Genomic DNA, 12,020 nt, shown 5'->3' with positions numbered 1-12,020 from the left:
GTAATCGAGAGAGGGTCAGGCGACGGTAGGATCTCGGAGTTGAGCTTGAAAACTCGTTGAATAGTACTGGGAGGGCCGATGTCGGACCAATCCTGAGAGCGGCCCCAATGACCGCTCGCAACCACAAACCGGTCTAATCGCTAATGCCGTCGGATGACGGCTTTGAGCCCTTCCCGACCGATGCAGCTTTTGTCACGAACGGGCAGAATGCCGACCTTACGGACCTTCGCTGCGGGCACGAGAAGTCAGAGTTCGCAGAAACCAAGGCGGTCAAGATGGGCGTATTTTGTTGAAAAACTCTTCCTTGATCGACGCATGAACTGCTGATTCAATTCTTCCAATGGGCGGGAGGATTGGCGATGATGGGACCGAAGCTGGAAGCGCAATCGTCGCTGTTCTATGAGTTCTCATTGGAGAACCACGTTCCCCAAGAGCACCTGCTGCGCTCGATTGATCGCTTTGTCGATTTGAGCAGCATTCGAGTGCATCTCGCGGATTTCTACAGCCACACTGGTCGTCCATCGGTCGATCCTGAACTGCTGATCCGGATGCTGCTGGTCGGCTATTGCTTCGGCATTCGCTCTGAGCGACGGCTATGCGAAGAGGTGCATCTGAACCTGGCATATCGATGGTTCTGCCGCCTCGATCTGACCGACCGTATCCCGGATCATTCCACGTTTTCCAAGAACCGACACGGGCGTTTCCGGGAGAGTGAGCTTCTGCGTCACCTGTTTGAAACGACTGTCGCGCGGTGCATCGAAGAAGGTCTGGTCAGCGGTCAGCGCATGGCAATCGATGCCAGCTTGATCGAAGCCGATGCAAACAAACAAAACTCAACGCCAAAGGAAGAATGGGATGCATCAACCATCGATCCAGAAGAAGCGCCTCGTGCGGTCCGCGAATATCTCGACACTCTGGATGAGGCGGCTTTCGGAGCTGCGAGCGAGGTGCAGCCCAAGTTCACCTCGCATTCTGACCCTGCCAGCCAATGGACCGCGGCCCGCAAAGGTCCTGCTTTCTTCAGCTATTCCGACAATTACCTGATCGACACGGATCACGGGGTTATAGTCGACGTGGAAGGCACCAGATCAATCCGGCAGGCAGAGGTCGGATCGACCAAGACAATGCTGGACCGCGTGAAAGCGAAGTTCGATCTACATCCGGAGCGCTTGATCGCGGACACGGCCTATGGCACCGGGCCGCTCTTGGGCTGGCTTGTCGACCGCAACATCGCCCCGCACATTCCGGTCTTCGACAAGTCCGGGCGCAACGACGGCACCTGGACCCGCGCTGACTTCGAGTGGGATGCAGAAAACGACCAATACATCTGCCCTGAAGGTCACGCCCTTAAGCAATTCCGTCGCAACTACTCAGACCCGAACCGGGGCCCGACCGGCAAGGGTACGGCGCGCTATCGTGCACTGAAAGAGGTCTGTCAGGCCTGCCCATCCAGGGCCAAGTGCTGCCCGAACGCAGATGCGCGCAAGATCACCCGCGAAGAACACGAAGACGCCCGTCAGGTCGCCCGCGACATCGCAAAGACCAAACAATACGACATCTCGATGAAGCTCAGAAAGAAGGTCGAGATGCTCTTCGCACACCTCAAACGCATTCTCGGCCTGGGACGGCTCCGATTACGAGGACCATGCGGCGCAAATGACGAATTCCTGCTCGCCGCCACCGCCCAGAACCTCCGCAAATTGGCGAAGATCTTTCCTGCACCGCAGCAAACGCGCAAAGCCTGACCAGAAAGGCGCTCGCGCTCTGTTCAGCTCATCACTTTCTGCGTCAGCAACACGTTATTTTTCAACAGAATGAGCCCAAAGCGGACCTTCGTAACAAGACGTTGCAATTTCCGAGACCGGATGTGGGTGCGCTCATAACGCTGCGTTTCTGACATTGATTTCATAAAAGAAAAGCTTGGAAGTTTGCCCACAAGTTTGCATGCCACTGAGAAACCATCGAACATACAGGCTCTCAGGCTTATCTGCGGTGCCCAATTACAGTTTACTCCCAATCACCAGCAGACGAGCGCCACGTCTTTGCTTCCGCATCCCAAACACTGGCGGTGACGCAAGGCGTCGGGTTTATTCCGTCGCAATTGGATCCATGAATATCTGCCACAACAACGCGTTGACGCCCAAAATCAACGACCGTCCAGCCTTGGTTAAGCAAGGAGTGCACCTCTTCACTAATCCAAAAGTGCGACATGCATCCGCCAGTTCCGCAATAAAGAGATGCGGCGCTTGAACACGCGAAACCAGACTCATTCAGAACCCAGTCGCGTTGTAGATCTCCGTCGAGATCGACCCTCTCAACCGCACCCCAATCTAAGTCAAACTGACCGTCGTTGAACTCAGCGCAGGTTCGTGCCGCCAGATCAACCTTCGCCTGCAAACCGGGCGGAAGTTGCGAAACATCAGCCGCAACAGCCGGTGAGGTCCAAACAAGGCCCGAAGCAAGCACAATCCCGGCGACCAAACATTTCATCTGACGCACTCTTTGGGAAGCCGGTTGGAGGGTGGGATCAATTACATTGATCATACCTGTAGTCCCCGTACTCCAGCCAGTTTGCCGAGCCTTCGCTAAAAATCAGAAACTCGGATCTGTCTTCCCCAAGCAGGGCAACGACAAATCCGGCGGGCGGCTCATAGTTTCCGAAGTAACTGTAGGCCGTCATGGCTCTGATCGACTCGCCGTTGACCGTTACTCGCGCGTCCCATTCTCCCTCCGGGTTGTCCAAAATTACGGGTTCGATGACTCGCTCTACCGCTCCGCCACCACAATAGACGATGCCTTCTGGGGGTTCGTAGGAGGCCCCCTGGCTAGCACCTGAATCGCAGACTGAACGAAGGGACTGAATTGCCGCGCTGGAACCTTTCAAGTCAAAGATTCCGTAGCTGACATCTTGATCAATCATCGACAGATTAACTGAAGCATTGGCCGCAAGTTGGTCCAGTACAAAACCATAATCCTGCTGGCTATTGAAACTAACCTCGACAGGATAATTGTCGACGATCTGCACGTCAGCGTTTTCGGCGCCAACCTGAAATGCGCCAACTTCGGTGGTGCCGTTCTTCAAAAATCGAATGGAGAGCCCCTGCTTGTCCACAATATCCTGGCTGTCCTCATATCCAGCCGGAGCAAAGCGGATACGGTTACACTGAAGTTCCAGCGTCATGTTTCCGGTCTGAATAAAAGCATTGGGGTTAGGCCCGGAACTGAACGACCACTCCGCTGATGCTGTGGTCGCCATGGCCATCAGTAGCATTCCAATGGAAATCGTTTTGAAACTCATTTTCTCTCTCCATGGTGTTGTGGTTCGTATTGTCATTAAGCCAGAGTGTCCGGCCCGTTACCCGGGCAACAAGGTTAGGAAACAGGTGCGCCGTATTCGTTTGCGCCTTCTTGGGAAGGTCGCGTCAGCCACCAGATCATCAGGATGGACAGAACCAATTGAAGAATTGAGACAACAACAATGCCGGTCACGCCCAGGACGGCCGCAGGTCCTCGCAATGCATCGGGGTTTTCGGTCCCTTGCTCCAATACCGAAAAGAACGCCACCCCACCCAACATAACAAAAAGCGTTGTAATGCTGAGCGCCATCGGCAGCAGCAAGTACCAGCCAGGTCGTCCTGTATCATGCAGCCTTCTCCAACCGGCGGCCAGCATTGGTATGAGAACCGCCAGTTGGAAAACAGAGGACAGAACCCGTGATCCCTGCCCTGTTTCGGGGTTGGTCCCGAATAAGATGGTGTCCAGCACAGCCAAAGCAGCACTCACGAGAACCACAAACAAGAAGAACCACCAGTATTCTGAGCGTATAGCCCGACCGGAGAACTGGAAGTAATTAGAGAAACACGTTTTAACGGCTTCACCAAATCCCATTTTTCAATCCTTTCTTAATTTCTGTGCGGCCTCAGAACGCCTCGCGGACCCAAAAGCACGCCTTCGCCCTTGTGGGTGCTCCCACCTACCTTTTTGTTTGAAAGCAGAAGCCTATCGTACGAGAGCGTAATGAAGTTTACGCGCGGAAAAAATATTGATTTATGAAAAATAAGATTCAAACATGCGAATTCGACACAACTTTCATTTTACCTCCGTTGTTGTCGCTGTCGCCCGATTTGTCGGGCCCTACCGGCCGCTGGAGTGAGTGCTGGCGGTCGGAAGGCGATTTACAATGATCGAGCGTTGGGAGGACGCGATGCTTAGACTTAACGAACTATCCCTCCCACCAGAGTTCGCTTTAGCTTTTTCCAGCGGCGCCATTCGGCCATCACGCGTTGTTGGCGGTCTCGGTAGTCAACGAAAAATCGTTCCGCCAACCAAGCCCCTGCGGCATCTTTTGGTCAAGATAGTCACAGGATCGATTTATGTTCTATTCGCTGCACAGACACGAGAGATTCAAACAAGCGCATCTAATGTCATTAATTTCAAGGGAACCAGAGGGAGAAGAAAATGTCTAAAAAGATGGTGATGATTGCCGGCGCAACTTGTTTCGCATTGCTTGCAGCCTGCGACGATACGAGTACATCAAGCGCGTCAGCCGAGCTCACACCCGCTCAGCAGGCGTGTTTGCGAGATGTAGCCAATACAACAAACAATTCGCAAGTCGTGGTGCTCTCATCTGCGTTTAGCGAGGCGGGAACACAGGTCACTGTTGGTGTTGGTGAGGATCGTGCTCCATGGAACTGCATTGCCTACAGTGATGGCGCGACAGCTGGTATCGAGTTCCTGGGCGACGAAGGCGCATTGTGACCAGTCTGCTGCGTAGCCGAAAACGGCTGCGCAGCACTGGCTTGATCTGCTGAGGCTCGACTTGGTTTGTAGAACCACCATCATTGTATTCGCGATACTTTACCTGTTGGCGTTGATTGCATTCTTGACGGGCACATTTGGCTGGTTGGGACAGGAAAGAGACCCTTTGTCCGGGGTGTTCCTTCTGCCGTTGGGACTACCTTGGATACTTGTAGCGGACTCGATCTCAGAGTCGGCGAAACCGTGGTTCGCGGCGCTCGCACCGGTGCTCAACCTGTTAGCGCTGGTCTTGATTTGCAGATGGGCACATGGTTTGCGCCGGTAGTGAAAGCCGCGCTTATTCTCACCAAAAGGGAGGAAAACATGGGAAAAGTGATCTTGGGTATTGTGATCGGGCTCGTCCTCGGCGTAGTTGGGGCGATGACCTTAGGTGGCGGGGCCGCGGTGGGTGTCGGCGTTGCGACAGGCTTGTCCGCCGGTGTCTGCACCACATTGAAAGGAGCACAAGCAGAGAACCTGATCACCCCCGAGCAAGCGGATCAGATCCTCAATCGCGTAAATTCCGAGATGGCATCACTGCAAGGAATTGAAACGACAGACGAGGTCGTCGGCAGCGCACAGGCATGTGATGAATTTCTATCAAAGTTGAGGGATGCGAAATAAGGTTCCTGCCCACGAGGAACAGAACATCAAGGATAGACGAAAAGAGGACCTGCTTATGAAACGTAGCCTAATGAACCTTCTCACTCCTGTACTTGCGATCAGCGGAACAGCCGCGCTGGCCATGTCAGACGCCGACGATGCGTGTATTGATCATTTGCGGCAGGTTGGAGGACCAGACGGTCAATCAGGTACGATTGAAAGCTCAGAGTTCTCGGAAGCGGGTACGCTCGTCATGCTACGTGACGCAGGCGGAACACTCTGGCGCTGTATCGCGTACAAGGATGGAAGCATTGGCGAGATGTCGGTTGTCGAGGCGATGGATGATGGCGGTGGCGCCATGGCAGGCGCCGCCGGTTCTACCGGTAGCCAACGTGTCAAATTCGATGCCGGCTCCACTGGCGCTGAACTTGTCGGCCAACTCGCGCCCGGAGCGTCGCAGCAATACCTTCTCGGTGCAAAGAACGAACAGTTTCTTTACGTCCGCGTTGCTCCGCGAAATGGATCATTGGACTACGTCATTCGTAACCCCGATGGTTCTGAACTGTTGGGATTGATGTCGGCGGACAAGGAGTATCGAGGACAGCTTTGGCAATCCGGTGATCATGCTGTGGAGGTTATCAATCGCAGCAACTCTTCCGTCGACTACAACGTCATTTTCGGAATCGAATAGGTGATCAATCAGAAACCCTTGAACGCTAGTCCAAAAAAGCGAGGGAAACACAGATGAATCCCAAGGTCCTATTGGTGATCGGCACGACGTGTATTACTGCGCTTGTAGCATGCGACGAGAGTAGCGGATCAGTGGATGCAAGTGCACCAACTGTGGGCAGCCCTAGCGATCTTTCGTCATTTGAAGGGGCAAGAGCGGGACAGGCTGAAATGGGCATCCAGAGTCTCGGATTTGAACTCATCCGAAGCGAAGGGCTCACCTCGTACTGGTTTAACACGGATACTGGTGCATGTGCTCGGATCACAACATCTGAGGGAAGGTACTCAGATGTAGCTATGCTGCCATCAGGTGACTGCTGACACATTTTCATCGATCTAACATCCGCAATAGGGAGCACTAGTATGCATTTTGATCTGGCACATGCGGCGGTCATCGTTGTCGCTCTGATTGTCACAAACCTGGCATTGAAGTCGTCCGGCGTGATCAACGAAGAAAGCAAACACCAATGGAACTGGAAAGTTTTTCTGGCCTACTTCGTGGTCGTCTTTATCATCAATCTGGTGTGGCCGATTTAAAGCTTCAGGTCGGAAAGTCTATCCCGCACTTGATACGGCTGCTGAGAATGAGCCGCTCCAATAGATTACCAAGTGGGAAGAGTTTGAGCATAACAGGCTGAAAAATAGGAAGGAGCTGGCATGCGGTTTTTGACGTCCCTCATATTCATTGGTGTTCTGGCAACCGCGGCGAATTCTGACGTAACCAGTCGAAACGGTGGCCCAAGCAACAGTCAAATGCTTTCAAAGGGTGGTGACGGAGGTGTTGATGGCGTCGCTTTCTTTCGCCCAGTCTTAAGCGGAGTATTGTATCGCTCTGGTTTCAAAGGCGGCGACAAGGATCGAACGGGTCTGAGTAAAGTTCAACGCGAGACCCTTTGCGATGAAGGGTTTTCAACCGGGTTTTACGCAGACTTCGGCAAGAACACCGAATACGGCCGCACAAGTTGCGGAAACGGATCTTTCGACTATCAAAGCGCCAGATCCTCCCGACCCAGTGCTGTCATGGCGTCCATACACGAGGTGATTGAAAACCCTGGAAAGGGCCCTGTTCTGGTACACTGCATGTGGGGCGTTCATTCCTCGGGTGCATTGTCGGCAATGGCGCTCGTTCAGTTTTGCGGTTGGACGGAAGAAAGGGCCAAGGAATATTGGAATGATGCCCGAAACGGGGCGCCTTGTTCAGGCGGATGCGACAAGTGGATTGACTCAAAGTTCTCCAACTTCAGTGTCGACCCAAAGTTAAAAATCTCCACCGAACAACAGACAGCGATTTGCCCTAAATGATACCAGGAGGACTATCCAAATGAAGTTCAATCTTCTGGGGTCACTTGCTTTCATTACACCCACTGTCTTGTGGGCGAGCGACGATGTTCTCGGTGAAGCCACGACATTTGATAGTCCCAATGGTGTTACGGAACGCTGCATTCGGATCGAAAAAGTTCCAACGGGCGAGTATCGAAAAAGCGATCTTGAGGAAGAAACGGCCTATTGCGAGATCGATTTCTATGCCTCTGAAATTGCCATTTGCCCAAAAACCTGGAGCACCAGCCCAGGAATGGCCGTCTACGATATTTCGGAAGGACCTTACGTGGGGAACCGTTCTGAATTCGAGAGAAACGCTTGCAAGGAGGGGAAGGCGGCAAAAGATCTGGCCAAGGACAGGGTGGCTAAATTCAAGTCAACCATGAACCAAAAAGGCACCAGTGGAACTTTTTCCACGTCTTCACTGCTTTACTATCATTTGTCCAGATATTTCGACGCGACTGTAAAAGTTCCAGTCGCCGTTTGGCGTAGCATGGACGCCCAGGCGCATTTTTCCGAGGTCGCCGAGCCTGGCCTTGCGATTTCTGGTGGCTCTCATGGCGGGCGCATGAACCACGAAGGCTGGCGGGTCTTCGCAGCTGCGGATGCTGACCCGAACTCATACCAGCCAACCGACGATCTGTTCACCGCAGATCGAACGCAAATATACGGTGTGCTGCTTGATAGCCCTGGGCATCGATACGGCTCGGAAATCAACGGCACCCGTAAATCTGGTTGGGGGAAAGGTCAGAACCGCGATTTTCAGGAAACTCCTGCTTTCTTGGCTTTGCGTTCTTCAAAACCCTTGCCAGAGGCCATTATAGAGGGCGTCAGGGAAGGTCGAAGAGACCGGATGATCAACAAGGATCTCGGCCCCGATGTCAGCGACCAACAGATGGCATTTTGGATGCAAGAACTTACCGAGATTGTTCTCCTCGATTTCATCTTTAGCCAGCAGGACCGCGTAGGAAACATAGACTTCACACCCTATTGGTATTGGGTCGAAGACGGAAAACTGAAGCAGAAGAAAGCCAAGCACCATGAGCCAAACGATGGAGACGTTCCCGCCGACGCGTTATTGATCCGTCGCAGCAATCTAAACGACAACGATGCCGGCGGGCGTGTCGAGTATGCCAACTTCGCGAAATCCACTCAAATGCTGGAGAAAATTCGCCACTTCTCTCCAAGCACGTACCGGCGCTTGGTTACATTGAATAGTGACCTTCAAACCCAAGGCCCGGTCTATGACTGGCTATCGCAAAGCTTTGGGTTATCAGACAGTCAGATTGCACAAGTTGTCAAAAATACTGCGCTGGCAACGTCCATCCTCCAGAGCAATTGTTCAAATGGCGATTTGATGTTCGACTTGGATCCTGTCGTATTCTTTTTGAGAAACGGCACCGAGGTAGAGGCTGTGGACTGTTATGAACCGTAGGTGTTCTGCTCTTATTGCGGTGTTCATTTGGACCGCTCTGCTCGCCTGCAAAGCGGCGGCATTGGATGTCATCGTCATATCGGATCTGAATGGAAGCTATGGTTCTGTAAAATACGATGCCCGCGTCGACAAGGCGATTGAGCGGATAGTCGAGATTGATCCCGATTTGGTTATTTCGACCGGAGATATGGTTGCGGGACAGCGCATTCCCAACTTGTCCGACAAACAGGTCAGGGAAATGTGGAAGGCGTTTCATGAGGCGGTATCAGATCCTTTAGCGGCTGCCGGAATTCCGTTTGCGGTCACGCCTGGAAACCATGACGCCTCCGCTTACCGAGGGTTCGAGCGCGAAAGAAAAATATACGCAGAAGAATGGGAACCAAGAAAACCAGACGTCGACTTCCTGGTTTCGGATGACTACCCGTTCTTCTACGCGTTTGAGATGCAGGGCGTAACGTTTGCATCTTTGGATGCTACGACCTTAGGGCCGCTATCCGGTGATCAACAGGACCGACTTGTGGAACTGGGTGCAAATGGAGACCCGATTGTGACTTTCAGTCATCTTCCGCTTTGGCCCTTCGCGATCAAGCGCGAACGCGAAATCATCGGTGACCCGACACTTGAAAAAATCTACCTGGAAAGCGGCGTAGTTCTGCATCTGTCAGGCCACCATCATGCCTTCTACCCCGGTTGGAAAGACGGTGTGGCTTATGTCTCTCAAGCTTGTTTGGGGGGTGGCCCGCGGCGGCTTATTGGCGATAGCGCCAGATCACCTCACAGCTTCACTCATGTTACGTTCCAGCCGAACGGAGAGTTTGGGATAGCGGTATATCGAGGGCCTGATTTCGAAAGGTCGGTAAACTTCAAGTCGCTCCCGAAAGAGATCAGATCCCCAAATGCGGTTTTGAAGCGCTTAGACCTTGTGAAATGACTAGAGGTTGAGTTTCAGCTCAACTTTTTCAGGGACCAGATCGTTTACCATCTCTTCGATCCGAGCTTCTGAAAGTCCGCCCGAGGTAATGAATAGCAAAGAAACGCGAGATTTGCCAGGAACGTGGTGTTTTCTGACCAGCTTCCAGCCAGCGTCTGCGGCCATGGCTTCAATGTCTCCGCTGACTTTCAATGAATGCTCTTCGTCTGAAGCCTTGAGCGAAATTTCCACGCCCTTGTTCCGCCCACCGAGCCAAATGAAACACCAACATACAACCGCCACCAGTGTGGCCATCAAGGGCAAGCCCAGCCCTACCGCGAGCCCAAGCACGGTCACTATAATCATTTCCACCGTGTCGACCGGGTCATCCATATTTGATCGGAACCTCAACAGGGCTCCTATTCCAAAGATCACGAACCCGATCATTGATCCGTGCTGGACTACCAAGAATCCAACCGCCATGCCGACAAGCGCGTATAAGAAGAACAGCCTCGGCATCATGATATCACTGACACTTCTGCGGGCTCTCCGCCTCACAGGGTGATAAACGATCAGTCCAGTCAATATGACAGTTACGATGACGTCGAAAGTAAAGAAATACAGTTCCTGTTTGCCCCGAAACTGTATCCAACGTCGTTCGATAAGTACTTCTGACTCCGAAGTACCGGCCAACATGGTCGCGGGGTCGACTTGTGACACCGCAGCGCCTGGCAACAGCACCATCAATAGCACGGCCATGAGTGGGAAAGTCTTGTTCAACTTGTCTTCCTTCCTGCTCACTTCGAAGGCTTACGCTTCACCAAATGCACATCGTGCCCCATTCAATTCAATCGCAACAGGCGGGATAAGGTAAAGAGATTTCCGTGCATTCTTCGGACATCGCATCCGGACTGTGATACGAACGCTGATACGTGGATATGGTCCAAGCGCGAGAAAATCCAATGTCAGAACACAAGTTGCCTCGGTCGAAACTTGGGTTTTCACGGTGCTTCCTCAAGCTTGGGACACTGGCTTCATTTGCAAGCGCTACTGTTGCATTTCTGGCATGGAGCGAGCTCGCCCATGCCGAGAGTCCTGGCTTGACACTCGTCGACTCCTTCAAGGTGGCGGATAAATCGGACGGCTTCTCGGAGCCTTCCGGATTGTCTCTGTCCAACGCTGAGGGCTTCTTGTGGTCAGTCAGCGACGCTGAACCTAAACTGCACCTACTTGGAATAGACGGGGTACTGGGAAACTCTTTCAAGCTGCCTTCGTCGTCGGGATCAGATCTGGAGGGTGTCGTATCACGAAAAGATGGGTCTGTTTTGGTGCTTCAGGAAACTGATCGATCAATTCTAGTCCTCCACCCGACCGACCCCATTCAACTGACAACAGTTCGACTTGCTGCCCTCAAGGGTTACTCTGCCGCTGCTGAGATGCTCGTCGGCAATCCATTGAACAAGGGACCTGAGGGCATCACCGTCGATCCGGACACCGGCCGAGTATTCGTGGTTATCGAAGGTCAGCCGCGGCTGTTGTTGGTATTATCACCAGAGCTGACTGAGATTGAGGAAATCATCCCTTTGGATCGCGAATCTGGTTTTATGTCTGATCGCGTAAAGGATGATGAACTGGATTTGAGTGGCCTGGCATGGTCCCGATCCTCACGTTCTCTTTGGATTGTGAGTGACAAAAGCCGTCAGATCTTCGTCTACAATCCAGAGTCCAAGTCCGTGAAGCCTATCCGCTTGATGTTCACAGAAGATGGAAAACAAAAGGAAGTTAAACATCCCGAAGGAATCGCTCTCGATGAGGCCAAAGGGCTTCTCTATATCCTGACAGACGATGCTAAGAAATCGCGGCTTTATGTTTTTGAGCAACCGGAGTTGTGAGGACTGTCCTACTAGTTCTCTACTCTTAATGGTTAAAATGCGGGGTTGTGTAATTGAGCGCCGTCGTATGTGCAGCGTATTAAGTAAATCTGCGCTCTGTTCGCTGTGTTTCTTAAAAACATCACCCATCAATATATTCGAATAGCGTCAGGTTCACACATGCGAACCACGTAATAACATTGGGCTTCAACATGCACAATCACCTTAAGGTTGTCAAAAATGCGCGTATTCAGCTCGGTTGTTTTTGCGATCATTTGCACTCTTCTGGCAACTGCATCGGTTCCAAGAAGTAGCATTGCCCAAACCTGGGACATCGCATCCCAGCACTCGGTTA

At 52.5% G+C, this 12,020-nt stretch carries 13 protein-coding genes; 8 read left to right on the top strand and 5 right to left on the bottom strand.

Annotated elements, in window-relative coordinates; translation table 11 throughout:
* Positions 1-359 precede the first annotated feature (359 nt).
* The gene (locus tag GOV91_RS22110; RefSeq protein WP_171237083.1) at positions 360-1,745 is read left to right on the top strand and encodes an IS1182 family transposase; all 1,386 of its coding nucleotides are present in this window, start codon (positions 360-362) and stop codon (positions 1,743-1,745) included.
* Positions 1,746-2,007: 262 nt separating this feature from the next.
* Here the strand turns inward: GOV91_RS22110 and GOV91_RS22105 are convergent, their stop codons facing one another.
* From GOV91_RS22105 to GOV91_RS22095, 3 genes are all read right to left on the bottom strand, one after another.
* Entirely contained in the window at positions 2,008-2,490 is a 483-nt protein-coding gene (locus GOV91_RS22105) for a hypothetical protein (protein ID WP_254440767.1), read from the bottom strand.
* A gap of 37 nt (positions 2,491-2,527) precedes the next feature.
* Positions 2,528-3,298 carry a hypothetical protein gene (locus GOV91_RS22100; protein ID WP_171237081.1) on the bottom strand — a complete coding sequence of 257 codons (771 nt, stop codon included), beginning with the start codon at positions 3,296-3,298 and terminating at the stop codon, positions 2,528-2,530.
* Between the two features lie 74 nt (positions 3,299-3,372).
* Entirely contained in the window at positions 3,373-3,888 is a 516-nt protein-coding gene (locus GOV91_RS22095) for a DUF805 domain-containing protein (RefSeq protein ID WP_170380108.1), read from the bottom strand.
* A gap of 570 nt (positions 3,889-4,458) precedes the next feature.
* Here GOV91_RS22095 and GOV91_RS22090 point away from each other — a divergent pair.
* From GOV91_RS22090 to GOV91_RS22065, 6 genes are all read left to right on the top strand, one after another.
* A complete protein-coding gene (locus GOV91_RS22090) occupies positions 4,459-4,758 on the top strand; it encodes a hypothetical protein (protein ID WP_170782355.1) in 300 nt (99 codons plus the stop codon).
* Positions 4,759-5,121: 363 nt separating this feature from the next.
* A complete protein-coding gene (locus GOV91_RS22085) occupies positions 5,122-5,421 on the top strand; it encodes a hypothetical protein (RefSeq protein ID WP_171237080.1) in 300 nt (99 codons plus the stop codon).
* 55 nt (positions 5,422-5,476) lie between these two features.
* Positions 5,477-6,091 carry a hypothetical protein gene (locus GOV91_RS22080; RefSeq protein ID WP_170782357.1) on the top strand — a complete coding sequence of 205 codons (615 nt, stop codon included), beginning with the start codon at positions 5,477-5,479 and terminating at the stop codon, positions 6,089-6,091.
* 401 nt (positions 6,092-6,492) lie between these two features.
* Positions 6,493-6,666, top strand: coding sequence for a hypothetical protein (locus GOV91_RS22075; RefSeq protein ID WP_170493938.1), 174 nt, complete (start codon positions 6,493-6,495; stop codon positions 6,664-6,666).
* 784 nt (positions 6,667-7,450) lie between these two features.
* The gene (locus GOV91_RS22070; protein WP_170465779.1) at positions 7,451-8,884 is read left to right on the top strand and encodes a hypothetical protein; all 1,434 of its coding nucleotides are present in this window, start codon (positions 7,451-7,453) and stop codon (positions 8,882-8,884) included.
* Complete coding sequence (locus GOV91_RS22065; RefSeq protein WP_171237079.1) at positions 8,874-9,815, top strand: metallophosphoesterase; 942 nt, start codon at positions 8,874-8,876, stop codon at positions 9,813-9,815. Before GOV91_RS22070 ends, GOV91_RS22065 begins: the two co-directional genes overlap by 11 nt.
* Here GOV91_RS22065 and GOV91_RS22060 read toward each other — a convergent pair whose 3' ends face one another.
* Positions 9,816-10,574 (bottom strand): hypothetical protein, encoded by a 759-nt coding sequence (locus tag GOV91_RS22060; protein ID WP_171237078.1) that lies wholly within the window; start codon positions 10,572-10,574, stop codon positions 9,816-9,818. It abuts the gene before it with no gap.
* A gap of 320 nt (positions 10,575-10,894) precedes the next feature.
* Between GOV91_RS22060 and GOV91_RS22055 the strand changes: the two genes are divergently transcribed.
* A complete protein-coding gene (locus GOV91_RS22055; protein ID WP_170782362.1) occupies positions 10,895-11,686 on the top strand; it encodes an SdiA-regulated domain-containing protein in 792 nt (263 codons plus the stop codon).
* Positions 11,687-11,814: 128 nt separating this feature from the next.
* Here GOV91_RS22055 and GOV91_RS22615 read toward each other — a convergent pair.
* A partial coding sequence (locus GOV91_RS22615; protein ID WP_217352056.1) for a hypothetical protein occupies positions 11,815-12,020 on the bottom strand: 206 nt, incomplete at its 5' end.

The sequence above is a fragment of the Ruegeria sp. HKCCA6837 genome (genome assembly GCF_013034475.1).
Lineage (GTDB): Bacteria > Pseudomonadota > Alphaproteobacteria > Rhodobacterales > Rhodobacteraceae > Ruegeria.
This window is presented reverse-complemented; position numbering and strand designations above follow the sequence as displayed.